Origin of the sequence: Edaphosphingomonas laterariae (genome assembly GCF_900188165.1) — a bacterium.
GTDB classification, from domain to species: Bacteria; Pseudomonadota; Alphaproteobacteria; order Sphingomonadales; family Sphingomonadaceae; genus Sphingomonas_E; species Sphingomonas_E laterariae.
This window is the reverse complement of record NZ_FZOS01000016.1, coordinates 39,935-64,134: the sequence shown is the minus strand read 5'-3', so window position 1 is coordinate 64,134 and position 24,200 is coordinate 39,935. Positions and strand designations below refer to the sequence as shown.

Below are 24,200 nucleotides of genomic sequence, written 5' to 3'. Positions count from 1 at the left end.
TAATCCGCACATCATGGCTCGCGCAACCACCGCCACCGTCGCAACTCTCACCGCGGACGAACGGCTGCTCGACACCGCGATCGACCAGTTCGGCCGCCATGGCTTCGATGGCGCCAGCACCCGCGCGATCGCAGCGGCGGCGGGGACGGCGATGTCGTCGATCACCTATCATTATGGCGGCAAGGACGGGCTCTACCGCGCGGCCGCGCGCCACATCGCCCACGGCATCCGCCGGCGGATGACCGCGCCGATGGCGGCGGCCTTCGCGCTGGGCGGGGACGGCAGCGCGCGCGGGGCGAGCGAAGCGCTGCTCGCCATCCTCGACGGTTTCGCGGAAGTGCTGACCAGCGGCGAGAGCGAGGCCTGGGCGCGCTTCATCGTGCGCGAGCAGATGGCGCCGACCGCCGCCTTCGAAATCCTGTATGCCGAGGTGATGGCCGGCATGGCCGCCTATATCACCACGCTGCTGCTGCGCATCGGCGAAGGGCGGATCGGCGAGGCCGAGGCACAGGTGAAGGCGCTGGCGATATTCGGCCAGATCCTTGTGTTCCGCGTGGCCCGTGCGACGGTGTTGCACGTGACCGGCTGGGCCGACGTGACGCCGGTGGAAGCCGACGAGATCAAGGCGGTGGTGCGCGCCAATACCCGCGCCATATTGGAAAGCCTGCGTGGAGACCGGCCATGAATCGCCGCCGCCTGATCCCGATCGCCATCATCGCCATTCTGGTGGTCGCGGCGATCCTGACCCGGGGCTTCGGCCTGTTCGACAGCGGCCGGGGCGGCACCCTGCGGCTGAGCGGCAATGTCGACATACGTTCGGTGGATCTCGGCTTCCGCGTCGGCGGGCGGATCGCCGAAATGCCGGTGGACGAAGGTGCGAAGGTGGCGGCGGGCACGGTGCTCGCCCGGCTGGACACCCGCCCGCTCAACGATGCGCTGAACGCGGCAAGCGCCGAAATCGGCGTGTCCGAGGCGGAACTGACCAAGCGGATCAACGGCAACCGCCCGCAGGACATCGCCCGCGCCGAAGCGGAGGCCGCCGCCGCGCGCGCCACGCTGGCAAAGGCCAATGAGGATTATCAGCGCCGCGCCGAACTGGTGAAGACCGGCGCCGTCAGCCAGGCGCTCTACGATGCCAGCAAGGCCGAATATCTGGCGGCGCAGGCGCAGTTGCGCGCGGCCGACGAGGCCCTGTCGCTGCAACGCGCGGGTGCGCGGCGCGAAGATGTCGCCGCCGCACGGGCCCAGCGGGCCGCCGCCATCGCCCATCGCGACAAGGCGGCGACCGACCTTGCCGACGCCACCATCACCGCCCCGGCGGCCGGCACGATCCTGACCCGCGCGCGCGAACCCGGCGCGATCGTCCAGCCGGGCGAGGCGGTGTTCACGCTGACGATCGACCGGCCGATGCGCGTGCGCGCCTATATTTCCGAACCCGATCTTGGCCGGATATCGCCGGGCATGAAGGTGGAAGTGGCCGTGGACGGCAATCCCCGGCGCTATGCCGGGACGATCGGCTTCATCTCGCCCACGGCGGAATTCACGCCCAAGACGGTGGAGACGCGCGATCTGCGCAGCGACCTCGTCTATCGTATCCGCGTGATCGTCACCGATCCGGACGATGCGCTGCGCCAGGGCCAGCCCGTCACCGTGACGGTGCCCGACGCACGGCCGGCGGCCGACTGAGATGGTCGACACCGTCGCCAGCGCGCGCGGCGTGACCAAGCGTTTCGCGAAGCCCGCGACGACGGCGCTGGACGCGGTGGACATCGATATCGTCGCCGGGCGGATGACCGGGCTGGTCGGCCCCGACGGCGCGGGCAAGACGACGCTGATCCGCCTGCTCGCCGGCCTGCTGGACCCCGACGAAGGCGAGGTGGAGGCGCTGGGCCGCCCGGCCACCGCCACCGATCGCAGCCTGATCGGCTATATGCCCCAGCGTTTCGGCCTGTACGAAGATCTGAGCGTCATCGAAAATCTGTCGCTTTATGCCGATCTGCGCGGGCTTGCCGCCGACGAGCGCGACGCGCGCTTCGCCCGGCTGCTCGATTTCACCGATCTCGATCGCTTTCGCACCCGGCTGGCCGGCAAGCTTTCCGGCGGCATGAAGCAGAAGCTGGGGCTGGCCTGCGCGCTGGTTCGCACCCCACGCCTGCTGCTGCTCGACGAACCCGGCGTCGGCGTCGATCCGGTCTCGCGCCGCGAATTATGGGCGATGGTGCGCGAGCTTTCGAGCGAGGGAATCGGCGTGCTCTGGTCGACCGCCTATCTGGACGAGGCGGAGAAATGCGACAGCGTGTTCCTGCTCAACGAAGGCCGGCTGATCCATGCCGGTCCGCCGGGCGCGCTGACCGAAACCATGGCGGGGCGCACCTTCCGCCTGTTCGGCGCCGATGAAGACCGGCGGGCGCGGCTGGAACGCCTGCTCGACCGCGACGACGTGACCGACGGCACGATCCAGGGCGCATCGCTGCGGTTGGTGGTGAAGCCGGGCGCCCCCCCGCCCGAGGTGCCCGGCCTGACGACCGAGCCCGCGACGCCACGCTTCGAGGACGCCTTTGTCGATCGGCTGGGCGGCGGGCCCGGCGGCACCAGCCGGCTCGCCGAAAGCTATCGCCCGATCCCGCCCGGCGACGCGCCGGCAATCGAAGCGGTGGGGCTGACCAAGCGGTTCGGCGATTTCACCGCGGCAAGCGACATCCATTTTTCGATCCCGCGGGGGCAGATCTTCGGCCTGCTCGGCCCCAATGGCGCGGGCAAATCGACCACCTTCAAGATGCTGTGCGGGCTGTTGACGCCCAGCGCCGGCAATGGCCGCGTCGCCGGCCACGATCTGCGCACGGCACGCGCCGATGCCCGCCAGTCGCTGGGCTATATGGCGCAGAAATTCTCGCTCTACGGCGATCTCAGCGTCCGCCAGAATCTCGATTTCTTTTCCGGCGTCTATGGCCTGACGGGCGCCGCGCGACGCGAGGCGATCGAGCGGTCGATCGATATTTTCCACCTCGCCGATTATGTGAACAGCAATAGCGGCGGCATGCCGCTGGGCTTCAAGCAGCGCCTGGCGCTCGCCTGCGCGGTGATGCACCAGCCGCCCGTGCTGTTCCTCGACGAGCCGACATCGGGCGTCGATCCGATCGTCCGCCGCGAATTCTGGACGCATATCAACGGGCTGGTCGAACGTGGCGTGACCGTGCTGGTGACCACGCATTTCATGGACGAGGCCGAATATTGCGATCGCATCGCGCTGATCTACCGCGCCGAGGAGATCGCGGTCGGAACGCCCGACGAGTTGAAGGCGCAGGCCGGGCTGGACGATCCGACGCTGGAGGACGCCTTCATCGCGTTGATCGAGGCGTCTGACCGGGCGCGGGAGGCGGCGTGATGGACGGGTTCAACCGCCAGCGCTTCGCCGCGATGCTGGTGAAGGAAACGCTGCAGATCGTGCGCGATCCTTCCACCTTCCTGATCGCCTTCCTGCTGCCGCTGCTGCTGCTGTTCCTGTTCGGCTATGGCGTGTCGCTGGATGTGACGCGGGTGAAGATCGGGCTGGTGGTGGAGGATCGCAGCGCGCCGGCGCTGAGCCTTGCCACCAGCTTCCGCCAGTCGCGCTGGTTCGAACCCCACGAAGCGCACAGCGTGGCCGATGTGAAGCCCGCGCTGGTTTCGGGCGCGGTGCGCGGCATCGTCGTGATCCCGCAGGATTTCGGCCGCAAGATGGCGTCCGGCCGGGGCGCCGCGATCCAGATCATCACCGACGGCAGCCTGCCAAACACCGCCAATTTCGTCGCCGCTTATGCGGAAGGCGTGCGCGCGAGCTGGGAAGAAGGGCAGCTGCGCGAACGCGGCCACGCCACCGATCCGCCGATCCAGATCGCGACCCGTTTCTGGTTCAACCCGGAACTGGCCAGCCGCTTCTTCCTCGTCCCCGGCGCGATCGCGATCGTGATGACGATGATCGGCACATTGCTGACCGCGCTGGTGATCGCCCGCGAATGGGAACGCGGCACGATGGAAGCGATCATGGCGACGCCGATCGGCATGGGCGAATTCCTGGCGACCAAGGTGATCCCCTATTTCCTGCTCGGCCTGGGATCGATGACGGTGTGCACGCTGATCGCGATCTTCGCCTTCGGCGTGCCGTTCCGTGGATCGCCGCTGGCGCTGCTGATCATCGCATCGGCCTTTCTGGTGCCGGCACTGGGCCAGGGACTGCTGATTTCGGCCGCGACCAAGAACCAGTTCGTGGCGAGCCAGGTGGCGCTGCTCACCGCCTTCCTGCCGGCGATGCTGCTTTCGGGGTTCCTGTTCGAAATCCCGTCCATGCCGACGCCCGTGCAGGCGCTGACCTATATCGTGCCGGCGCGCTACCTGATCCCGCCCTTGCAGACGGTGTTCGTCGCCGGCGACCTGTGGGGGCTGTTCCTGCCCGACATCCTGATCATGCTGGGCTTCGGCGCGGTGTTCTTCGCCCTCGCCTTCCGCGCCACGCGGCGGAGGATCGCATGATCGACCCGGTTGTCAGGGGCCGCCTGTGGGCGATCATCGTCAAGGAAATCTGGGCGGTGCTGCGCGATCCCAGATCGCGGATCATCCTGATCGTGCCGCCCTTCCTGCAGCTGATCGTCTTCGGTTTCGCGACGACGTTGGAGGTGAAGAATATCGACATCGCGCTTTATGACCGCGACGGCGGCGTCTGGGCGCGCGAGTTCAGCCAGCGGCTGGCGGGCAGCCCCAATGTGCGCCGCATCATCCCGGTGCGATCGCCCGCCGAGCTGCGCGATGCGATCGACAATCGCCAGGTGATCGCCGCGATCGGCATCGACCAGCGGTTCAGCGCCGACATCGCGGCCGGGCGCCCGGCGACGGTTCAGGCAATCCTCGATGGCCGGCGATCCAATGCGGCGCAGATCGTGGCCGGCTATCTCGGCCGGATCACCGTCGACATGGGGGCCAGCGTGCGCCCGCAGCTGAAGGCGCCGGGCGGTTCGATCGTCACCCACTGGTACAACCCCAACCTCGATTATCTGTGGTTCACCATGCCCGCTTTGGTGGTGATCGTGAGCACGGTGACGGCGCTGGGCGTGACCGCGCAATCGGTGGCGCGCGAGCGTGAACTGGGGACGTTCGACCAGCTGATGGTTTCACCGCTGCGCGTGCACGAAATCCTGATCGGCAAGATGGTGCCGCCGCTGCTGATCGGCCTGTTCAACGCGACGCTCTACACCATCCTGATCCCCACCGTGTTCGGCGTGCCGCTCACCGGATCGGTGCCGTTATTCTATGTCGCCCTGCTCTTCTACATGCTCGCCCTGATCGGCCTCGGCATGCTGATTTCCTGCCTGTCGCAGACCCAGCAGCAGGCATTTCTCGGCATGTTTCTGCTCACCGTGCCCGCGATCCTGCTGTCGGGCTATGCCAGCCCGGTCGATAATATGCCGAACTGGCTGCAGTGGGTGGCCGAATTCAATCCCCCCAAGCATTTCCTGATCGTCAGCGAAGGCACCTTCCTGAAAGCGATGCCGCCCGGCGACATCCTGGCCAACACCTGGCCATTGATGGCGATCGCGGCGGCGACGCTGACGGCGGCCGCCTTGCTGTTCCGATCGCGGATGGAGTGACCCGATGCCCGTGCGCCCCTTCATCACCCGGCCGCTGATCGGCCTGCTGCCGCTGGCGCTGGCGGCCTGCGCTGTCGGCCCCGATCACGCGCCGCCCGCCGTGGCCGGGCAGGATGGCGGCTGGATCGCGCCCGCCAGCAACCCACCGGCGGGCAATGCGGCCGTCGACACCGCCTGGTGGCGGCAGCTGGGGGATCCGCTGCTCGACCGGCTGATCGACAGCGCGGGCCGCGCCAATCTGGACATCAAGGAAGCCGAGGCACGGCTGCGCGAGGCACGCGCCAATCGCGACGCCGCCGCTGGCGGCCGCTGGCCCGAAATTTCCGCCGGGGGATCGGCCACCGCCAACCAGCTGAGCAAGAACGGCCAGATCCCGGTGGGTAACATCCCCGGCTTCGATCGCAGCTTCAACCTGTTCGACATGGGCTTCGACGCCAGCTGGGAAATCGACCTATGGGGCCACACCGCCCGGCAGGTAGAGGGCGCCGAAGCGCGCGTCGCCGCAGCCGAAGCCGCCCGGCAGGAAGCCCAGCTGCAGGTGATCGCCGAAGTGGTGCGCAACTATATCGACCTGCGCAAGGCGCAGGCGCGGGCGGCCAGTGCGCGCGCCGATGCCGAGGCGCGGGCGCAGGTGGCGACGCTGACCGAACAACGTTTTCGCGCGGGCGAAGCGGCGCGGTTCGATTTCGTTCGCGCCGACGCGCAGGCGCGGGCGGCGGCGGCATCGCTGCCCGAGCTGGAGGCCAATGCGGCGGCGGCGGCCTATCGGCTGGCACTGCTAACCGGGCAACCGCCCGAGGCGCTGGCGGGCGAACTGCTCGCCCCGCAACCCTTGCCCCGTGCGCCCGCCGCGATCGGCACCGGGCTTAGATCCGATGTGCTGCGCCGCCGCCCCGACATTCGCGAGGCCGAACGCCGGCTGGCCGCCGCGACCGCCGATGTGGGCGTGGCCACGGCAGACCTGTTTCCGCGCCTTTCGCTGATCGGATCGGTGGGCCAGCAGGCGCGATCGGGCGACGACCTGTTTTCAGGCGGCAGCACCCGCTTCACGATCGGGCCGAGCCTGCATTGGCCAATCTTCGCGGGCGGGCGCATCCGCGCGCAGATCCGCGCCGCCGATGCGCGGGCCGACGGCGCGGCCGCGCGCTATGAGCGAGCGGTGCTGGGCGCGCTGGCCGACAGCGAGACCGCGATCAACCGCTTTGCCGCCGCCCGCGCGGCACGCGCCGATCGCGAAGCCGCCCGCGAACGGAACGCCGAGGCGCTGACGCTTGCCCGCCAGCGTTATCGCGCTGGCGAGGACGACCTGATCGTGCTGCTCGATTCGCAATCGGCCTATAGCGTCGCCGAGGCGCTGGCGATCGACGCGCGCGCCGCCGAACTGGCCGCCGCGACCGCGCTCTACAAGGCCTTGGGCGGCGGCTGGGATGCCCTGCCCGCCAGCTGATCGCCCACCCGGCTGACCATGAAGCCGCGATCGGCTAGCATCGTCGGACAGCAAGGGAGTCGGTGGATGGTGACGATCGTCGGAATTGCGGGCAGCCTGCGCCAGGCGTCCTATAATGCGGGCCTGCTGCGCGCGGCGACCAAGGCGCTGCCGGCGGGCGTGACGCTGGAGATCGGATCGATCGTCGGCATCCCGCTTTACGATGCCGACAAGGAAGCGGCCGAGGGGATTCCCGCCGCCGTGAGCGCGCTGAAGGAGCAGATTGCCGCCGCGGACGGCCTGCTGCTGGCGACGCCCGAATATAATAATGGCATTCCCGGCGTGTTCAAAAACGCGATCGACTGGCTGTCACGCCCGCCCGCCGATATCGGCCGGGTGTTCGGCGGCAAGCCGGTCGCGATCATCGGCGCCTCGCCCGGCGGGTTCGGCACGATCCTCGCCCAGAATGGCTGGCTGCCAGTGCTGCATACGCTGGGCGCGCGCCACTGGTCGGGCGGGCGCTTGCTGGTATCGGGTGCCGGAAAGGCATTCGACGCGGCGGGCAACCTCATCGACGATGTGGTCGCCCGCAGGCTGGAAAGCTTCATTGCCGATTTCGCGGCGACGCTGCGCAAGCCCTAATGCGCTATCGGGTCAGTTGCTGACCGGTTCGTCGTCCCCGTCGCCATCGCCGTCGATCATTTCATAAGCGCCCCAGATCGCGCCGGCGGCGACCAGGACCAGCATGGCGATACCGAGGCCATTGCCCGAGGCATGGCTGCTGTTCGTCATCGTGGCGCCCATCCGCGCGGACGGCGACAATTTGGCGGCAGGGCTGGTGCCCGGCTGCACGGCAGCGGTGGCGGCCATGGCCTGACCGGCCATGACGGCAAGAGAGGTGGCGGCGAGAATGCTCAAAGCGAAACGGCGCATGGATAGCCCTCCGGTTAACTCTGAAACCTCCTGAACGAACCTGCCCACCGATCGTTCCCGACCCATAACGCAAAATGCCGCCGATCTTGCGATCGACGGCATCCTGCTTTGAACGGTAATGAACCGTGGTGTCAGGCGACCTGCGCCGGACGATAGGCAACGCGGCGGCGCATCGAGGCGCCGACCACGCCGAAGCCGACCAGCATCATCGCCCAGGTCGTCGGTTCCGGAACGGCATTCACCGTCACCATGTCGAGCACCGCACCATAGGCGCCTTCCGTCGGGTTCGACGAGAATTGCAGCGTGGTGCTGCTGCCGGTCGCCGTGAACTGGAAGGTGTTCTTCAGATACTGCATGTCGTCATGCGCGGGCGCCTTGATGCCCAGGATCGTGTCGCTGGCGAAGATCGTCGCGCCGTTGATCGCGGCAACCAGGCCCTGCTTGGCGATATCGCCGCCATCGGGGTTGCCCGACAGATAATAGTCGACCGTATAGGTCTGGCCCGCGACGGTGGCGAAGGTCTGTTCGATCGCGCCGGGCACGCTGCCGGCCAGATCGACGCTGTGCGTGCCATCGAAGGCATCCCAATAGCCGTTGATCCAGTCAACCGAACCGCTGCTGACCGTCCAGCCGGTGATCGTGCTGTCGCCCGAAGCGAGCGTCGAGAAGCCGCCCGAAGCCGGGTTGGTGGTGCCGGTTTCGAAGCTGCCGTTGACGATCAGCGACGCATTGGCCGAGCCGGCCATCAGCACCGCAGCGGCGACACCGAGAAGAAGTTTACGCACCATAACAGCCATCCCTTTTAAAACTTTGCGTCCCCACGACGCCGGACAGCCAATCAATAAGCAATTCGCGTGCCAGATTGAAATTTGGTCGAAAAACCCCCGTTTTGCGTCGCAACACGACAAGCGCCCTATATCGATGGTTAGCGGTTCGTAAAATATTCCGACGGAATCAGGCGCCCTCTGCAACGGCGCCGGCCATCGGACGGCGATGATTGCGCCGGACGAGTAACGCAGCCGCAGCAAAACAGAGCGTCGCCACCGCGAAACCCGCGATATGCGTGGCCACCGCCAGGCCGTAATTGCCCGTCCAGTCCCGCAACCAGCCGGCAAGCGGCGACATTCCGAAGAGAAATGGCACCGTCAATATTCCCGACAGTCCCATCACCTGAGCGAACGACCGACGGCCGAACAGGTGGTTCACCAGCACCGCCTTGGCTGCGATGAAGCCGCCGCCGCACATGCCGATGACGACCGCATCGAACACCAGCACGCCGAAGCCCACGGGCAGGATCAGGATCATCCAGACGATGCCTTGGATCACGCAATTGGCGATCAGCGCGCCGCCGCCGCCCCAGCGATCGGCCAGCCAGCCGAACAGCAGCGATCCGGCAATGCCGGTGCCACCCGAAATCGACGCGAGCAGCGCCGCCTGTTCGAGGCTCCAGCCGCGTTCGGTGACGAGCGGGACGAGGTGGACCGATTTGGTGACGCCCGCGCCGACGGCCAGCGCCGAACCCAGCACGATCAGCAGGAAAGCCGGCATGGCGAGCAGCTGGAGCATCGGCATCACCGTGGCATCCGCCGCCGCGTCAGGCGTGCGCCGCGCATCTTCGCCAAAGGCCTGCTGCCCCACTTTTTCGGGCCGGTCGATGACGAACAGCAGGACCGGCAGAACCAGCGCGTGCACCGCCGCCAGAAGGAGGAGCACGCGGTGGAAACCGAGGGCTGGCAGCACCCAGGCCACCGCCAACGGCACCAGCATCACCATCAGCGGCATCTGGACGATGCCGATCATCCGCCCCTGCCGTTCGGCATACCAGTTGGTGACCAGCGTGGCGCTGGGCAGCATGCCGAGAAAGGCCACGCCCGGCCCGATCATCAGTCCGTAAATCGCCAGCACCTGCGTGCCGGAGGTGGCCATGGCGAGCGCACCATAGCCGAGCGTCAACAACACCGCGCCCAGCATCATGGTGCGGCGGATGGTGACGCGATCGACGAACTTGCCGATCACCGGGGCGAGCAGGCCAGTGGCGAGCACGACCAGCGACAGAGGCAGCGAAACCATCGCCCGCGACATGCCGAAGGCGCGTTCGAATTCGCCGACGAGCGGCCCGAACGCGCCATAAGTCGGGCCGATCGCCACGCTCTGCGCGATGAACGCAAGGGCGACCATGCGCGGCCCGAGGAACCGCGCGCCATCGGCGCTCACGCCGCGGTCTCCGGCCGGCAATGCATGATGGCTAGGCAACGCGCCGGCGTGGCTTCCGGGTTGCGCCAGGCATGGTTGGTGCCGCGCTGGACGACGACATCGCCGGCCTTCAGTTCGGCCCGGCCTTCATCGAGTTCGAGCACCAACCGCCCTTCGAGCAGGATGAGATAATCGAGCGTCGGGGTACGGTGGAAACCGTTGGCATCAAGGCCGGGAATGCCCTGCTTCAAATATTCGGCCATCACGGCATCGGGGGGAATTTCGATATGGCGGGCGGAAAGGCCGCCGGGCCGGAATTCCAGCGTATCCCGGCTGCCGTCCGGCTCGCTGCCCAGCCAGTTGGCGGGATCCGATTCCCAGACGAGCCCAAAGGGCGGCACATCGGCTTCGACCAGAATGCGCGAACGCCCGTCCGCGCCTTCGGTGGTGACGATGCGCTTCACGCCGCCACCTGTTCGCGAATGTCGAGCATCACCTTCACCGCCTGGGGCTGGCATTGCATTTCGAACGCATCGGAAATCGCATCGAGCGGATAGCTGTGGGAGATCAAAGTGTTGCGATCGACCTTGCCGTCCCGCATCAGTTCCAGCGCCTGAACCAGCTCCTCGGGCGCGTAGCCGTTCGATCCCATGATCACCGGCTCCTTGTGGATGATCGGCATCATGTCGATCGTCATCGGCCCTTCGAACGCGCCGAAGCAGATGATCCGCCCGCCAGTGAGCGAGACGAGCCGGAGCGCGGTTTCGAGCGGCGGTGGCCCGGACATGTGGGCGATATAGCCCGCGCAATCGAAGATCACCGGCACGTTTGCCGAAACGCCGCGATAGCTTTCCTCGCGCCCGCAGATCGCCGCCACCGCCGCGAACACATCGCCATCGCGGGCATTGACCACATCGGTCGCGCCGATTTCCAACGCCTTTTCCAGCCGCGCCTGCTGCACGTCGATCGCGACGATGCGGCCCGCGTCGATCGCCTGCGCGCGGATCGCCTGAATGACGCCGAGGCCGATGATGCCGACGCCGAAGACGACGACATTCTCGCCCGGCCGGATCTCTGCCTTGCGCACCATCTGCAGGCCATCGGCCATCGGCTCGGTCGTCGCCGCCTCGACGAAGCTCACCCCGTCCGGCATCCGCACCAGCTGAAAGGGATTGACCGGCACCGTCACATAATCGGCCATGCCGCCGCCGAAGCCGGTGACGCCGACCACGCGTTCGCCCACGGCCCAGCCTGTCACCCCTTCGCCCAGTTCGGCGATGCGGCCGGCAAATTCGTGGCCGGGCACCTCATAGCCTTCGGGCGTCTTGCGGGCGAGGTGATCGCGCGACGTGTTGTTGCGATACATGTGGAGGTCCGATCCGCAGATGCCGCAAGCCTCGACCGCGACCAGAACCTCGCCTGGCGCGGGCACGGGGCGCGTCGCATCGACGCGCATCTCGATCTTGCCGGGATCGACATAATTGGCTGCCTTCAAGGGCTCTCTCCTCGCTCGTCCCGCTGTGCCGCAGGATCGGTATCGGGGCGAAGGATTCCACGATTTTCAAGCTTCGGCAAATTATATTTACAGTATGTAACGTAAATAATATCGTGAAACCGAATCAAGAAAAACCGGAGGAGAGACGATGCGTAAGGTGAAGCTGAGGGCCGGCGTGTTCCTGGCGCCCTTCCACCCGCTGGACGAAAGCCCGACCTTGGCGCTGGAGCGCGACCTGCAGCTCGCGGTCGACATCGAGAATCTCGGCTTCGAGGAAATCTGGTACGGCGAACATCACAGCGGCGGTTACGAGCTGTCGGCGTCGCCCGAACTGATGATCGCGGCGGCCGCGCAGCGGACCAAGCGGATCAAGCTCGGCACCGGCGTGGTTTCGCTGCCCTATCACAACCCGCTGATGACGGCGAACCGCATCGCCCAGCTCGACCATCTGACCTATGGCCGCCTGATCTTCGGCGCCGGCCCCGGCCTGCTGGTGTCCGACGCCCACATGCTCGGCCTCGATGCGGTGGAATCGCGCGGCAAGCTGGACGAGGGGCTGGATCTGATCACCCGCCTGCTCGCCGGCGAATGGGTGACGCAGAAATCGAGCTGGTACGATCTGCGCGAGGCGCACTGCCAGCTCCTACCCTATAATCGCGATCTCGAACTGTGCGTCGCTTCCACCTTCTCGCCCAATGGCGGCACGCTGGCGGCGAAATATGATGCGGGCATGCTGTGCCTTGCATCGACCATGTATCAGGGCTTCGACGCGCTTTCGACCAACTGGAAGATCGCGCAGGAAAGCTCGGCCAAGCTGGGCCGCACGATGTCGCCCGCGCGCATCCGCTGCGCGACCGAAATGCACATCGCCGAAACCCGCGACAAGGCGATGGATCAGGTGCGCGCCGGCTATGAACGCTATCTGCGCTACATCAAGAACCAGTCCGAACAGCTGCCCGATTCCCCCGCGCACCACACGCTCGAAGACCTGATCGAACGGCAGGAAATCGTGGTCGGCACCCCCGACGATGCCGTCGCCCAGATCCGCCGGCTCGAACAGAAGGTGCCCGATTTCGGCTGCCTGCTGCTGCTGGAAAAGAACTGGGCGGCGCCGGCCGATCTCAAGCGCTCGCTCGAAATGTTCGCGCGCTATGTTCTGCCCGAGGTGAATGGCGACAATGTCGCGCGGACCAGGAGCTTCGACTGGTGCCGCGAACAGCGCGACGGTTTCATCGAAACGATCATGACCGCGAACCAGAAGGCCTTCGCCAAGCATGCGGCGGACAGCGCCGCCGGGGAGAAGGCGGCCTGACCCGGCGCCTGCCACCGGATTTGCCTCCACCCGCCGGACGGGGCTAGGGCTGGCGCCATGGCGACGGCCTCCCCTTCCGACGATGGCGGCGAACCGCGCGCGCGCGGCCGCCCGCGCGACGCGCGCGCCGACGCGGCGATCCTGGATGCCGCGCGCCACATCCTCGCCACGCGCGGCTTCGATGCGCTGAGCTTCGAGGCGATCGCCCAGGCGACGGGCATATCGCGCGTCTCCATCTATCGGCGCTGGCCGTCCAAGGCGCATCTCACCAGCGAGATCGCCAATGGCGGCGGCGGTCATCTGCCCGACGTGATCGCCAGCGAAGGCATAGAGGGGCAGGTCCGCGCGCTCGTCCGCCAGCTCCACGATCGTTATGGCCAGCCCGATATCGGCGCGGCGGCGATCGGCATGATCGTGGCCTATCAGCGCGAACCCGCGCTGCGCGAGGAACTCCACATCCCGCTGGAAGATCAGGCCCGGGCCGACCTGCGCACCGTGATCGCCAGGGGCAAGGCGCTGGGCATGGTGCGCGACACGATCGACGCCGACGCCCTGTTCGACATCGCCGTGGGCGCGGTGATGTTCCGCATGCTCGTCAGCACCGCCGCCTCGGACGAGGATGTGGTGGACGCGATCAGCGAGATCGTGCTGAACGGCGTCGCGCGTGCGCGTGGCGTTCGGACCGATTGCATCGAATAAAACGCGCTAAAGCTCTGCTATATCGTACATTTCGGACATGCGACCAATCGCCCTGACCGGCAAGGTCCGCTAGATCAGATAGCCCAGTTCATAACAGCCCCAGCGCCGGCCTGCGAAGACCAGCGGCACGAACACGCTGCGCAAGGGGCGGTAGCGGCCTTCGCCAAGATCCTGGCGATAGGTATAGAGAAACCAGTCGCCCTCGCGGTCGAGCGCGTCACGGGTCTGGCGGTCCATGAAGATCTGGCGGTTGCGGGCATGTTCCGCATTCCAGATGCGATCGCCCGGCCGCTGTGGTTCGGAGCGCGCGCTGATATGGGTGGGCAGGTGGCCGTTGCGATCGATCAGGCAGCAGCCGACGATCGCGGGATCGCGGGCCGTGGCGGCGTCCAGCAGCGGCCGCAGCTCGCGATCGGCGAAGGGCACGAAGCCGGTGAGGAATTGCGGTGGATCGCTGTCCGGCACGGCGCGATAGCCGGTGTCGAACAGGTCCGCTTCCGCCAGCCGCCCGGCAGCCAGCGCGTCCGCGATCAGCCGGCCGGCATGCGCCGCTTCGTCCAGCGCCAGATCGATGAAGCGCCGGTCCGGCGTCGCGATGCCACTATGCGCCACCTGATCGAGCATCCGGTTCGAAGCTGATTCCAGGTCGTCCAGCCGCTGGCGGGTGCGCGCAAGCTCGGCCGCGTTTTCGGTGCCACGCATCAGGAAGGCGCCAAGGCCGTCGTCCAGCGTCGCCACGTGGCGCGTCACATCCTCGCCCGCGCGGGCAATCGCCGCCGATTGCTGGTCGAACTGGGTGACGAGCGCCGCGATCCTCTCCAGCGTACCGCTGATCTCGCCCGCCCGGCTGCGCGCCGCGCGGCCGCGTTCCGCACTCGCCTGCATGTCGCCGATCACCCGCCAGGCGCTGCGATCCAGCCGTTCGATGCTGCCGCGCACGCTGGCCGTCGCTTCCCGCGCGCTGCCGGCGAGCCGTTTCACCTCGCCCGCGACGGCGGCGAAGCCACTGGCCGACTCCCCTGCCCGCGCCGCTTCGATCGTCGCGTTGATCGCCAGAATGCCGGTCTGCCGCGCGATCGCGTCGAGCTTGCCGGATACCGCCGCGACATGCTCGATCGCCTGGGTGAAGCCCGCCAGTTCGTCACCGATGCGGACGACATCGTCGATCAGCCCGCCGATTTCGCCCAGCGCGTCGATCACCGCACCATGGCTGTCGCTGATCAGGCCGGTCGCGCGTTCGGCCACCTCGCGGATCTCGGTCGCGGCGTCGTGCGCCTCGCCCTGCAGCATCGAGAGCCGCGCCACGCTGTCGCGCAGCGTTTCCAGCCGGCCATGATCGTCCTCGATCCGCTGGTTCACCTGGGAAACGAAACCGGCGACGTCGCTGCATTGCAACGCGAAATCGCCGCACTGCTCGCCCAGCCGCGCCAAATGCTCGTCCGTTCCCAATATCACCAGTGGCTTACTCCCCCCATCGCCACAATGAACGATCATTGACGCAATGCAACAATCTATGCGCGGCGATGGTAAATCCATGGTGAAGGCCGATGCGGGTTTCGCTTGTCCATCGCCCGCCGCCACGGCAAGGCTAGGCCCCATGTTCCTTTCCTTCCTCGATGAGCTGCGCAGCGCCGGCATCCCCGCCTCCATCAAGGAGCATCTGGTGTTGCTGGAAGCGCTGGACCGCGACGTGATCGAACGGCGGCCAGAGGAGTTCTATTATCTCTCCCGCGCGATCTTCGTGAAGGACGAAGGGCTGCTCGATCGGTTCGACCAGGTGTTCGCCAAGGTCTTCAAGGGAATCGAGGGCAGCTATGGCACGGCCGAGGCCGAACTGCCCGAGGAATGGCTGCGCAAGGTGGCCGAGCTGTACCTGACGCCCGAGCAGATGGAGGAGATCAAATCGCTCGGATCGTGGGAGGAAATCATGGCGACGCTGAAGAAGCGTCTCGAAGAACAGCAGGGCCGACACCAGGGCGGCAACAAGTGGATCGGCACCGGCGGCACATCGCCCTTCGGCAATAGCGGCTACAATCCCGAAGGCGTACGGATCGGCGGCGAAAGCCGGCACAAGCGCGCGGTGAAGGTGTGGGACAAGCGCGAATTCCGTAATCTCGATTCCACCAGGGAACTGGGCACGCGCAACATCAAGGTCGCGCTGCGCCGGCTGCGCCGCTTCGCCCGCGAAGGGGCGGCCGACGAACTGGATATCGACGCCACGATCAACGGCACCGCGCGGAAGGGCTGGCTGGACGTGCAGATGCGGCCCGAACGGCACAATGCGGTGAAGCTGCTGCTGTTCCTCGATGTCGGCGGGTCGATGGACCCATATATCAAGCTGTGCGAGGAGCTGTTTTCAGCCGCCACGGCGGAGTTCAAGAATCTCGAATTCTTCTATTTCCACAACTGCCTCTACGAAGGCGTGTGGCAGGATAATCGCCGTCGCTTCGCCGAACGCACGCCCACCTGGGATATCCTGCACAAATATGGGCACGACTATAAGCTCGTCTTTGTCGGCGATGCGGCGATGAGCCCTTATGAGATCACCCATCCCGGCGGATCGGTGGAACATCATAATGACGAACCCGGCTATGTGTGGATGCAGCGCATCACCAACACCTATCCGGCGGCGGCCTGGCTGAACCCGACGCCGGAGGAGCATTGGGGCTATTCGCAGTCGACCCGGCTGATCCGCGAACTGATGAATGAACGCATGTATCCGCTCACCCTGGACGGGCTGGACGATGCGATGCGCACGCTGAGCCGCAAGGTCTGAGCCCTTTCCCGATGGAGAAATCGATGCCCGCCCCCCGCCTGCTTCTGGCCGCGCTGATCGCCGCGACCATGGCCAGCCCCGTGCTCGCCCAGCCCAAGCCGCAAGCCAACCCCTATAGCGATCGGCTGGCCGCGTTGACCGACCTACAGCGCAACGCCGCGCTGCGCCGCGCGGTTCTCGATTCCGGCCAATATTGCAAGCGCGTGGAATGGAGCGCGAAGCAGCAGACCTACAAGAATCTCGTGATGTGGACGGCGCGCTGCAATCCCGGCGGCGACAAGGCCGTATTCATCGGCCCGGACGGATCGGTGCAGGTGCGCCCGTGCAAGGATCTAGCGCAGCTGAAACTTCCCCAGTGCAGGATGCCCCCGGCCAAGCCGGCGACCGCCGCAAAGCCGAAATAAGGAAAGCGCCTCAGCCGGCGGCCCAGAACGCCGCCAGCTGCCCGGCGCACCAATGCGGATCTTCCATGTGGAGGAGATGGCCGAGATCGGCCCGGTCCCGCCGCGTCACATGCGCTGCGCTGGCAGCGATAATATCGGCGATCAGGCGGAAATCGGCCATGTCGCGCCCGCCGCTGAGCAGCAGGATCGGCCGGTCGATCTCGTGCAGGCGCTCCACGTCCGGCAGCGCCGCTTCCTGACGGTCCTCCACCCATTGCACGCCTGAAAAGCGAAGGATTTCATCCGCCAGCATCGCCGCCGCCGCGCTTTCGCGCGTGCTGACAAACAGCGGATGCTGCCCCCACAGCCGCTTCGCCTCCGCCATGTCGCCCGCCCGCGCGGCGCGCGTGATCACGTGCCAGAGCGATCGCCACTCGTCCGACCATTCCCACGCCGTCATCGCGGGGCTGACAAGCGCCAGCCGGTGCACGCGACGCGGAAAGCGGATCGCGAAGTTGAGCGCGATGGCGCCCCCCATCGACAGGCCGACAAGATCGCACCGTTCGATGCCCAGCCCGTCGAGCAGTGCGGCCAGATCGTTCGTGTGGCTGAAGGCATCATCGCCGGTCGCGACGGACTGACCGAAGCCGCGCAGATCGGGGGCGATATAGGTGCGGCCGGCGGGCAGCGCCTGCCACAGCGCCTCCCAGCTCGCGGCATCGCCGCCAAAGCCGTGGACGAACAGCACGGCGGGCCCATCGCCCCGCACCCGAACCGAAAAGCGAACATCCGGCGTTGTTATGGTGCGTGTTTCCGAAACGGCCATCGCGCACTCCCCCGGCATCTGCGGTTCAGGCCGCCTTGTGCAGCACGCCCCCGGTCATCGCCGCCGGTGCCCCGGTGGTGCCGGGGAAGCTGATCGGCCGGCCATCGAGCGCGCGGACGGCCATGTAGGCGAAGCCCTCCGCCTCGGTCGCGTCGCCATTCCAGCCAAGCGCCTCGATCGGTTCGGGCGTGATGCCGCAGGCTTCGGCCAGCATCGCCATCAACGTCGCATTATGCCGCCCGCCGCCGGCAACGATCAGCCGCCGGGGCGCCTCGGGCAACAGCTTCAGGCCATAGGAAACGGTGATCGCGGTGAATGCGGTCAGTGTGGTGGCGCCATCGGCGGGCGAAAGGCCGCGCACCGGCGCCATCGTGAAATCCGATCGATCGAGCGACTTGGGCGGCGGCTGACCGAACCAGCGATTGTCCAGCATCGTCTTGAGGATCGCCTCCTCCACCCGCCCGGTCGCGGCGAGCGCGCCGTCGCGGTCGAACGCCTGCCCGGTCGTCGCCAGCATCCAATCGTCGATCAGGCCGTTGGCCGGCCCGGTATCGAAGGCGATCAACTCGCCCTCGCGGCCGATCCAGGTAAGATTGCCGACGCCACCAAGATTCAGGATCGCGATCGGCTTGGCCTCGTCCGCCACCAAAGCGCGGTGATAGACCGGCAGCAGCGGCGCGCCCTGCCCGCCCGCCGCCACGTCGGCGGAACGCAGATCGTTGATCACCGGAATGCCCAGCGCGTCCGCCATCACCGCGCCGTCGCCGATCTGCCAGGTCCAGCCGCGATCGGGCCGATGCGCGATCGTCTGGCCGTGAAAGCCGATCACGGCCACGTCCGTCGGCGAGATATGCGCGTCCATCAGCAGCTTGCGCACCGCCAAGATGTGGCTGCGCGTCACCAGTTCCTCGGCCGCCTGGATTTCGGGATTGGCGCGCGGGCTTTCGAAGGCCAGCGCCAGTTCGGTCGCGGCCTTCAGCGTGGTGCGCGCCGCTTCGGAATAGCGTTCGCCGCGAAACGCGATCGGCCGCACCTGCCCTTCGCCATCGGTTTCGATCAGCGCGGCATCGATTCCGTCCAGCGAGGTGCCGGACATCAGCCCGACGGCAAGAACGGATTTGCTCATGAATCGAACCTTTCGGGGTGGCCTCGGCGGGCGGCGCGCTCGGCACGCGCGAGCAGGAAGCGGAGTTCCATTGCAGCTTCCTCGCCCAGCGGCAAGCGCAGCCGGGCCGCACGGGCGCGAATCTCCTCCAGTTCCCGGTCGGCGATGCGGATGCCGGTAAAATCCGCCCAATCCCAGGCCTCTGGCGGCCGCTCCTCGATCCCCGCCGCATGGTTGAGGGCGAGGCGCAGATAATGCGCCACCTCCTCGGGCGAACGATCCATCGGCCGTTCGGTCAGCCGCACGATCAGCGCGACCGGGATCGCGACCGGCGCCAGTGCGACGGCAAGCGCGGCATTGAACACATCCTGCCACGTCCAGCTTCGCGCCTTCGCCATCCATTCGCCCAGCGGCACGCCCGTCTCCCCGAAAAATCCTCTGCCATCTGCCCCTACACGGGAAGGCGCGCCCATGCTAAGCGCCGCCACCGAACAATCCCAGATGGCGCCATGACCGAATATAAGTCTGATCTCCTGCGTCTGCTCGACAGCCGAGGCTATATCCACCAGCTGACCGATGCGAGCGCGCTTGACGCGCTGGCCGAACGGGCCGTCGTACCGGGCTATATCGGCTTCGATCCGACCGCGCCTTCGCTGCATGTCGGCCATCTCGTGTCGATCATGATGCTTCGCCAGTTGCAGCGCGCCGGCCACAAGCCGATCGTGCTGATGGGCGGCGGCACCGGCAAGATCGGCGATCCGAGCTTCAAGGACGAAGCCCGCAGCCTGCTGGGCGAAGAAACGATCAAAGCCAATGTCGCGTCGATCAAGCGGGTATTCGAACGCTTCCTGACGTTCGGCGACGGGCCCACCGACGCGATCATGCTCGACAATGCCGAATGGCTCGACAAGCTGGAATATATCCCCTTCCTGCGCGACATCGGCCAGCATTTCTCGGTCAACCGGATGCTCAGCTTCGATTCGGTGAAGCTGCGGCTCGATCGCGAACAGTCGCTCTCCTTCCTCGAATTCAACTACATGATCCTCCAGGCCTATGATTTCCTGGAGCTGTCGCGCCGCGCCGGCTGCCGCCTGCAAATGGGCGGGTCGGACCAGTGGGGCAACATCGTGAACGGGGTGGAGCTTGCCCGCCGTGTCGATGGCACACAGGTCTTCGGCCTCACCACCCCGCTGCTCACCAATGCCGATGGCACCAAGATGGGCAAGACGGTGGGTGGCGCCGTGTGGCTGAACGAGGATCAGCTTTCGCACTTCGATTACTGGCAGTTCTGGCGCAACACCGACGATCGCGACGTCGCATCGCGGCTGCGCCTGTTCACCGATCTGCCGATGGACGAGATCGACCGGCTGGCCGCGCTGCAGGGCGCCGAGATCAACGAGGCGAAGATCGTCCTCGCCAATGCCGCGACCGCGCTTTGCCGGGGTGCGGATGCGGCCGCGCAGGCCGCCGAAACCGCGCGCCGCACGTTCGAGGAAGGCGCCGCCGGCGATGCCCTGCCCACGCATGCGGTGGCGGGCGGCAGCATCGTCATCGTCGATGCGCTGGTCGCGCTCGGCCTCGCCGCGTCGAAGGGCGAGGCGCGTCGCCTGATCAAGGGCGGCGGCGCCCGCGTGGACGGCGAGAAGGTGGCCGATGAGGCACAGGTGATCGCCGTTGGCGACACGCCGGTGAAAATCTCCGCCGGCAAGAAGCATCACGGCGTCCTCACCGCCGCCTGATCGCGCCAGAATACATCTTCGTCGCAATCGTGCCGTTTCGGAACGGAAACGGCACGAGCGGCGCTATTTTCCCAGCATCGACAATGCTACGCCCCCGGTCGACCTGACCGGAGGGCGCGGAGGCACATGAATGCCTCGTCGGACAGGCCGCTTTTTCTTAACTCGGGGTGTGTTCCGATGCGCTTGTCTCTCGCTTTTCTTGCTTGTGCCTATTTTGGCTTTTCCGCCGTCCCCGCCTTTGCCGCCACCTGCGGCAGCGTTTCCTTTGGGGGCGATTTCGCCGGCAGCTACAGCTGCAGCAGCCTGGGCACGCCCACCGGCGTCACCGGCCAGCTCGGCGGCGTCACCTTCCTCGACAACAACACGCTGCTGATCGGCGGCAACGCCAATACGGCGCAGGGCTATATCGCCAGCATCGACGTGGTGCGCGGCGCGGATGGCCACATCACCGGCTTCGGCGCGCCATCGGCCTTTTATGCGGCGGCCCCGCAGATCGACGGCGGGCTCACCTTCGGCCCCGGCGGCGTGCTGTTCGCCACCGGCTATCCCACCAACACGCTGCTGCAATACAAGCCGGGCAGCACCGCGCCGGACAAGATTATCAGCCTTGGCGGTGCCGGCGGCGTCGGCGGCACGGTGGGCACGCTGCAATTCGTGCCGCAGGGCTTCGACGGCGCGGGCAATCTTAAGATCGCCAGCTATTCGACCGGGCAATTCTACACCGCGACGCTCACGGCGGACGGCTCGGGCCTCTACACGGTCGGCGCGGTCACGCTGTCGGGCCAGTTGTCGGGTGGACCCGAGGGCCTCGTCTATGTCGACGGCGGCAATGCCGGCTTCGGCGTCGATAGCCTGCTCGTGTCCGAATATAGCGCGGGCAAGGTCGGCACCTACACGCTCGACGCCAATGGCAACCCGATCGCCGGCACGCGCCGCGATTTCATTACCGGGCTGAACGGCGCCGAAGGGGCGGTGATCGATCCGCTGACCGGCGATTTCCTGTTTTCAACCTTCGGTTCGGGTAACGGCCTGTTCGTCATCAGCGGCTTCACCGCGCCGCCCGCCGCTGTGCCGGAACCGGCGACCTGGGCGATGATGATCGCCGGATTCGGCCTCGTCGGCGGCACCCTGCGCCGTCGCCACGGCACGCTCGCCACGGCCTGATCGTTAACCGCCATGGTCCCGCGGACGGAAAAGTCGCGGGACCATGGCTCGTTTCATCGCATTAACCATTTCTCTTGGGCCGCGCTTAATCCCCGTGGCGCACCGTCAGCGGGCATTTCGGGGTAAGAATCATGGCTTCACAGGGTCTCGCGCGTCATCTTTTCGAGGTCGAAAAGCGCCGCGCCACGCGTGAGGACATTTTCCTGCGCACCACGATCCGGCTGCCCGGCTCCTCCGAGATCCCGGCCGAGATCATCAATGTGTCGCGCTTCGGCTTCATGGCGCGCACCGCCGCCATCGTCGCGCAGGAATCGATGATCGACATCACCATCCCCGGCCATGGCGAACGCCGCGCGCGCGTCGCCTGGGCGCTCGGCAACCGCATCGGCGCCGAATTCCGCCCGCCGATCGAGGCCGAGGAATATCGCCTGATCTTCGATCTGGCCGAATAGGCCGTCAGCCCGAACGCAGCAGCCCCACCGCCGCATCGCGCTCGAACAGATAGAGGGCGGTCCGCGCCGCCTGCCCCCGCTCCGCTTCAAGCCCGCCGTCACGATCGACCAGCAGCCGCGCATCGTCTGTCGCGGTGTCGATCAGCGCCGCCAGTTGCTCGGCATCGGCCAGCCGCAATTCCGCGTCGCCCGATTGGCGCGTGCCGAGGATCTCGCCCGCGCCGCGCAGCTTCAGATCCTCCTCCGCGATGCGGAAGCCATCGTTCGTCTCGCGCATCAGCGCCAGCCGCGCCCGCGCGGTCTCGCTCAACGCGCGGCCCCGCAGCAGCAGGCACACCGATCGTCCCTCGCCCCGCCCCACCCGACCGCGCAACTGGTGCAATTGCGCCAGGCCGAAGCGATCGGCGCCCTCGATGATCATCAGCGTCGCATTGGGCACGTCCACGCCCACCTCGATCACCGTGGTGGCAACCAGCACGGCATGATCGCCCCGCTGGAACGCGGCCATCACCGCATCCTTTTCCGGCCCCTTCATCCGGCCATGGACCAGCCCCACCTTGTCGCCGAACCGCGCCTTCAATGTCGCGGCGCGGTCCTCAGCGGCGGCCTGATCGGAAAGCTCGCTTTCCTCGACCAGCGGGCACACCCAATAAGCCTGGCCGCCGCCGGCCATGTGCCGGCCGAGCGCATCGACCACTTCGTCCAGCCGCTCGTCGTTCATCACCCGCGTTTCGATCGGCTGGCGGCCGGGCGGCATCTCGTCCAGCCGGCTCACGTCCATCTCGCCATAATGACTCAAGGTCAGCGTGCGCGGGATCGGCGTCGCCGTCATCACCAACAGATGCGGCGGCAGTTCGGCCTTCGCCGTCAGCATCATCCGCTGGGCGACGCCGAAACGGTGCTGTTCGTCGATCACGGCAAGCCCAAGCCGCTTGTAGGTCACGCCTTGCTGGAAGATGGCGTGCGTGCCGATCAGGATATGGATCGATCCGTCGGCCAGCCCCATCAGCACGCTTTCGCGCGCGCGGCCCTTTTCCCGCCCGGTCAGGATCGCGACATTGACCGGCATCCCCGCCAGCTGGCGCGACAGCGTTTCATAATGCTGGCGTGCCAGAATCTCGGTCGGCGCGAGCAACGCGCCCTGCGCCCCGGCCTCGACCGCGGTGAGCAACGTCATCAGCGCCACCAGCGTCTTGCCAGCGCCGACATCGCCCTGCAGCAGCCGCACCATCGGCGTCGCCTGTTGCAGATCACCCTCGATCTCGGCGATCGTCCGCCGCTGCGCGCCCGTCGGCGCATAAGGCAGGCGCAGCATGTCGCGCAGCCGCCCGTCGCCCAGCAGCGGCTGGCCACGCCGCCGCCGCGACGATGCCCGCACCAGCATCAGCGCCAACTGGTTGGCGAACACCTCGTCATAGGCCAGCCGTTCGCGCGCCACCTTGTCCGCCGGATCGGCATGGGCGCGCGTGATCGCGTCGCGCCAATTGGGCCATTGATGGCGCGCCAGCAGGCTCGGTTCGATCCATTCGGCCAGATCGGGCGCCCGCGCCACCGCCTGTTCGGCCAATTGCCCCATGCGGCGATTGGCCAGCCCCTCCGACAGCCGATAGACCGGCTCGCGCGCCGGCAGGTCCACCGCCTCGCCCGGCGCGATCACATGATCCGGGTGGATCATCTGCAATTGCTGGCCGTAAAGTTCGATCTTGCCGGAAACGGTGCGCGGCTCGTTCAGCGGAAACAGCTTGCGCGCCCAGCCCGAATTGCGCCCGAAATAGACGAGGCTGAGCGCGTTGCCCGCCTTGTCCACCGCCTGCACGCGAAACGGCGCCCGAGCCGATCCCGATGCGCGATATTCGACCGGCGTCACCACCACCGTCACCACCCGCCCGGCATCCTCCTCCGCCAGCACCTCCACGGCCTTGCGGTCGATCCAGGTGGCGGGAAGGTGGAACAAAAGATCGACGACGCGTTCCAGCCCCAGCTTGCGCAAGGGCTTCATCAGCGCAGGGCCGACGCCCTTCAACGCTTCCACTTCGGCGAACAACGGGTTGAGAATGTCAGGGCGCATAGTAGATG

The 24,200-nt window shown here is 66.9% G+C and carries 24 protein-coding genes; 14 read left to right on the top strand and 10 right to left on the bottom strand.

What is annotated here, in order from left to right; genetic code table 11:
• The first annotated feature begins 13 nt into the window (after positions 1–13).
• From CHB74_RS14070 to CHB74_RS14040, 7 genes are all read left to right on the top strand, one after another.
• Positions 14–685 (top strand): CerR family C-terminal domain-containing protein, encoded by a 672-nt coding sequence (locus CHB74_RS14070; protein ID WP_089220265.1) that lies wholly within the window; start codon positions 14–16, stop codon positions 683–685.
• The gene (gene hlyD / locus CHB74_RS14065) at positions 682–1,686 is read left to right on the top strand and encodes a secretion protein HlyD (protein WP_089220264.1); all 1,005 of its coding nucleotides are present in this window, start codon (positions 682–684) and stop codon (positions 1,684–1,686) included. Before CHB74_RS14070 ends, hlyD begins: the two co-directional genes overlap by 4 nt.
• Position 1,687: 1 nt before the next feature.
• Entirely contained in the window at positions 1,688–3,385 is a 1,698-nt protein-coding gene (locus CHB74_RS14060; RefSeq protein ID WP_089220263.1) for an ATP-binding cassette domain-containing protein, read from the top strand.
• Positions 3,385–4,509 carry an ABC transporter permease gene (locus CHB74_RS14055; protein WP_089220262.1) on the top strand — a complete coding sequence of 375 codons (1,125 nt, stop codon included), beginning with the start codon at positions 3,385–3,387 and terminating at the stop codon, positions 4,507–4,509. Before CHB74_RS14060 ends, CHB74_RS14055 begins: the two co-directional genes overlap by 1 nt.
• Positions 4,506–5,621: an ABC transporter permease gene (locus tag CHB74_RS14050; protein ID WP_089220261.1), complete on the top strand. Its 1,116-nt coding sequence runs from the start codon at positions 4,506–4,508 to the stop codon at positions 5,619–5,621. The genes CHB74_RS14055 and CHB74_RS14050 overlap by 4 nt, the downstream gene beginning before the upstream one ends.
• A 4-nt stretch (positions 5,622–5,625) precedes the next feature.
• On the top strand, positions 5,626–7,068 hold the full coding sequence (locus CHB74_RS14045) for an efflux transporter outer membrane subunit (protein ID WP_089220260.1): 1,443 nt from the start codon (positions 5,626–5,628) through the stop codon (positions 7,066–7,068).
• A 66-nt stretch (positions 7,069–7,134) separates the two neighbouring features.
• Positions 7,135–7,689 (top strand): NADPH-dependent FMN reductase, encoded by a 555-nt coding sequence (locus CHB74_RS14040; protein WP_089220259.1) that lies wholly within the window; start codon positions 7,135–7,137, stop codon positions 7,687–7,689.
• A 12-nt stretch (positions 7,690–7,701) separates the two neighbouring features.
• Here CHB74_RS14040 and CHB74_RS14035 read toward each other — a convergent pair whose 3' ends face one another.
• The 5 genes from CHB74_RS14035 to CHB74_RS14015 form a co-directional block, all read right to left on the bottom strand.
• Positions 7,702–7,980: a hypothetical protein gene (locus CHB74_RS14035; RefSeq protein WP_144033798.1), complete on the bottom strand. Its 279-nt coding sequence runs from the start codon at positions 7,978–7,980 to the stop codon at positions 7,702–7,704.
• A gap of 131 nt (positions 7,981–8,111) precedes the next feature.
• Entirely contained in the window at positions 8,112–8,768 is a 657-nt protein-coding gene (locus tag CHB74_RS22470; RefSeq protein ID WP_179220843.1) for a choice-of-anchor C family PEP-CTERM protein, read from the bottom strand.
• Positions 8,769–8,934: 166 nt separating this feature from the next.
• Complete coding sequence (locus CHB74_RS14025; protein ID WP_245842931.1) at positions 8,935–10,194, bottom strand: MFS transporter; 1,260 nt, start codon at positions 10,192–10,194, stop codon at positions 8,935–8,937.
• Positions 10,191–10,637 carry a cupin domain-containing protein gene (locus tag CHB74_RS14020; protein WP_245842930.1) on the bottom strand — a complete coding sequence of 149 codons (447 nt, stop codon included), beginning with the start codon at positions 10,635–10,637 and terminating at the stop codon, positions 10,191–10,193. Before CHB74_RS14020 ends, CHB74_RS14025 begins: the two co-directional genes overlap by 4 nt.
• A complete protein-coding gene (locus tag CHB74_RS14015; RefSeq protein WP_089220255.1) occupies positions 10,634–11,668 on the bottom strand; it encodes a zinc-dependent alcohol dehydrogenase in 1,035 nt (344 codons plus the stop codon). The genes CHB74_RS14020 and CHB74_RS14015 overlap by 4 nt, the downstream gene beginning before the upstream one ends.
• A 148-nt stretch (positions 11,669–11,816) precedes the next feature.
• On the opposite strand from CHB74_RS14015, the gene CHB74_RS14010 reads away from it, so the two are divergent.
• Together CHB74_RS14010 and CHB74_RS14005 are read left to right on the top strand one after the other, a co-directional pair.
• Positions 11,817–12,980 (top strand): LLM class flavin-dependent oxidoreductase, encoded by a 1,164-nt coding sequence (locus CHB74_RS14010; protein ID WP_089220254.1) that lies wholly within the window; start codon positions 11,817–11,819, stop codon positions 12,978–12,980.
• Positions 12,981–13,037: 57 nt separating this feature from the next.
• The gene (locus CHB74_RS14005) at positions 13,038–13,679 is read left to right on the top strand and encodes a TetR/AcrR family transcriptional regulator (RefSeq protein ID WP_089220253.1); all 642 of its coding nucleotides are present in this window, start codon (positions 13,038–13,040) and stop codon (positions 13,677–13,679) included.
• A gap of 69 nt (positions 13,680–13,748) precedes the next feature.
• Here CHB74_RS14005 and CHB74_RS14000 read toward each other — a convergent pair whose 3' ends face one another.
• Positions 13,749–15,134 carry a methyl-accepting chemotaxis protein gene (locus tag CHB74_RS14000; protein ID WP_245842929.1) on the bottom strand — a complete coding sequence of 462 codons (1,386 nt, stop codon included), beginning with the start codon at positions 15,132–15,134 and terminating at the stop codon, positions 13,749–13,751.
• A gap of 142 nt (positions 15,135–15,276) precedes the next feature.
• Here CHB74_RS14000 and CHB74_RS13995 point away from each other — a divergent pair, with 142 nt between their 5' ends.
• On the top strand, positions 15,277–16,455 hold the full coding sequence (locus CHB74_RS13995; protein WP_089220251.1) for a vWA domain-containing protein: 1,179 nt from the start codon (positions 15,277–15,279) through the stop codon (positions 16,453–16,455).
• A gap of 23 nt (positions 16,456–16,478) precedes the next feature.
• Positions 16,479–16,859 carry a hypothetical protein gene (locus tag CHB74_RS13990; protein WP_089220286.1) on the top strand — a complete coding sequence of 127 codons (381 nt, stop codon included), beginning with the start codon at positions 16,479–16,481 and terminating at the stop codon, positions 16,857–16,859.
• Positions 16,860–16,869: 10 nt separating this feature from the next.
• Here CHB74_RS13990 and CHB74_RS13985 read toward each other — a convergent pair whose 3' ends face one another.
• From CHB74_RS13985 to CHB74_RS13975, 3 genes are read right to left on the bottom strand one after another with little or no spacing between them, the layout of a single operon-like run.
• The gene (locus CHB74_RS13985; RefSeq protein WP_089220250.1) at positions 16,870–17,664 is read right to left on the bottom strand and encodes an alpha/beta fold hydrolase; all 795 of its coding nucleotides are present in this window, start codon (positions 17,662–17,664) and stop codon (positions 16,870–16,872) included.
• Positions 17,665–17,689: 25 nt separating this feature from the next.
• Positions 17,690–18,790 (bottom strand): anhydro-N-acetylmuramic acid kinase, encoded by a 1,101-nt coding sequence (locus tag CHB74_RS13980; RefSeq protein WP_089220249.1) that lies wholly within the window; start codon positions 18,788–18,790, stop codon positions 17,690–17,692.
• Positions 18,787–19,185 (bottom strand): hypothetical protein, encoded by a 399-nt coding sequence (locus tag CHB74_RS13975; RefSeq protein ID WP_245842928.1) that lies wholly within the window; start codon positions 19,183–19,185, stop codon positions 18,787–18,789. The genes CHB74_RS13980 and CHB74_RS13975 overlap by 4 nt, the downstream gene beginning before the upstream one ends.
• Positions 19,186–19,278: 93 nt before the next feature.
• Here CHB74_RS13975 and tyrS point away from each other — a divergent pair, with 93 nt between their 5' ends.
• The 3 genes from tyrS to CHB74_RS13960 all read left to right on the top strand — a co-directional run bounded on the left by tyrS (position 19,279) and on the right by CHB74_RS13960 (position 22,124).
• Positions 19,279–20,508 carry a tyrosine--tRNA ligase gene (gene tyrS / locus CHB74_RS13970; RefSeq protein ID WP_089220248.1) on the top strand — a complete coding sequence of 410 codons (1,230 nt, stop codon included), beginning with the start codon at positions 19,279–19,281 and terminating at the stop codon, positions 20,506–20,508.
• A gap of 177 nt (positions 20,509–20,685) precedes the next feature.
• Positions 20,686–21,672, top strand: coding sequence for a PEPxxWA-CTERM sorting domain-containing protein (locus tag CHB74_RS13965; RefSeq protein WP_089220247.1), 987 nt, complete (start codon positions 20,686–20,688; stop codon positions 21,670–21,672).
• A 131-nt stretch (positions 21,673–21,803) separates the two neighbouring features.
• Positions 21,804–22,124 carry a hypothetical protein gene (locus tag CHB74_RS13960; RefSeq protein WP_089220246.1) on the top strand — a complete coding sequence of 107 codons (321 nt, stop codon included), beginning with the start codon at positions 21,804–21,806 and terminating at the stop codon, positions 22,122–22,124.
• A gap of 4 nt (positions 22,125–22,128) precedes the next feature.
• Here CHB74_RS13960 and recG read toward each other — a convergent pair whose 3' ends face one another.
• A complete protein-coding gene (gene recG / locus CHB74_RS13955; protein ID WP_089220245.1) occupies positions 22,129–24,192 on the bottom strand; it encodes an ATP-dependent DNA helicase RecG in 2,064 nt (687 codons plus the stop codon).
• Between the last annotated feature and the right edge of the window lie 8 nt (positions 24,193–24,200).

Coding starts and splice junctions, on each gene's coding strand:
- CHB74_RS14070 (WP_089220265.1), top strand. CDS start 14: ATGGCTCGCGCAACCACCGCCACCGTCGCAACTCTCACCGCGGACGAA.
- hlyD (WP_089220264.1), top strand. CDS start 682: ATGAATCGCCGCCGCCTGATCCCGATCGCCATCATCGCCATTCTGGTG.
- CHB74_RS14060 (WP_089220263.1), top strand. CDS start 1,688: ATGGTCGACACCGTCGCCAGCGCGCGCGGCGTGACCAAGCGTTTCGCG.
- CHB74_RS14055 (WP_089220262.1), top strand. CDS start 3,385: ATGGACGGGTTCAACCGCCAGCGCTTCGCCGCGATGCTGGTGAAGGAA.
- CHB74_RS14050 (WP_089220261.1), top strand. CDS start 4,506: ATGATCGACCCGGTTGTCAGGGGCCGCCTGTGGGCGATCATCGTCAAG.
- CHB74_RS14045 (WP_089220260.1), top strand. CDS start 5,626: ATGCCCGTGCGCCCCTTCATCACCCGGCCGCTGATCGGCCTGCTGCCG.
- CHB74_RS14040 (WP_089220259.1), top strand. CDS start 7,135: ATGGTGACGATCGTCGGAATTGCGGGCAGCCTGCGCCAGGCGTCCTAT.
- CHB74_RS14035 (WP_144033798.1), bottom strand. CDS start 7,980: ATGCGCCGTTTCGCTTTGAGCATTCTCGCCGCCACCTCTCTTGCCGTC.
- CHB74_RS22470 (WP_179220843.1), bottom strand. CDS start 8,768: ATGGTGCGTAAACTTCTTCTCGGTGTCGCCGCTGCGGTGCTGATGGCC.
- CHB74_RS14010 (WP_089220254.1), top strand. CDS start 11,817: ATGCGTAAGGTGAAGCTGAGGGCCGGCGTGTTCCTGGCGCCCTTCCAC.
- CHB74_RS14005 (WP_089220253.1), top strand. CDS start 13,038: ATGGCGACGGCCTCCCCTTCCGACGATGGCGGCGAACCGCGCGCGCGC.
- CHB74_RS13995 (WP_089220251.1), top strand. CDS start 15,277: ATGTTCCTTTCCTTCCTCGATGAGCTGCGCAGCGCCGGCATCCCCGCC.
- CHB74_RS13990 (WP_089220286.1), top strand. CDS start 16,479: ATGCCCGCCCCCCGCCTGCTTCTGGCCGCGCTGATCGCCGCGACCATG.
- CHB74_RS13985 (WP_089220250.1), bottom strand. CDS start 17,664: ATGGCCGTTTCGGAAACACGCACCATAACAACGCCGGATGTTCGCTTT.
- CHB74_RS13980 (WP_089220249.1), bottom strand. CDS start 18,790: ATGAGCAAATCCGTTCTTGCCGTCGGGCTGATGTCCGGCACCTCGCTG.
- tyrS (WP_089220248.1), top strand. CDS start 19,279: ATGACCGAATATAAGTCTGATCTCCTGCGTCTGCTCGACAGCCGAGGC.
- CHB74_RS13965 (WP_089220247.1), top strand. CDS start 20,686: ATGCGCTTGTCTCTCGCTTTTCTTGCTTGTGCCTATTTTGGCTTTTCC.
- CHB74_RS13960 (WP_089220246.1), top strand. CDS start 21,804: ATGGCTTCACAGGGTCTCGCGCGTCATCTTTTCGAGGTCGAAAAGCGC.
- recG (WP_089220245.1), bottom strand. CDS start 24,192: ATGCGCCCTGACATTCTCAACCCGTTGTTCGCCGAAGTGGAAGCGTTG.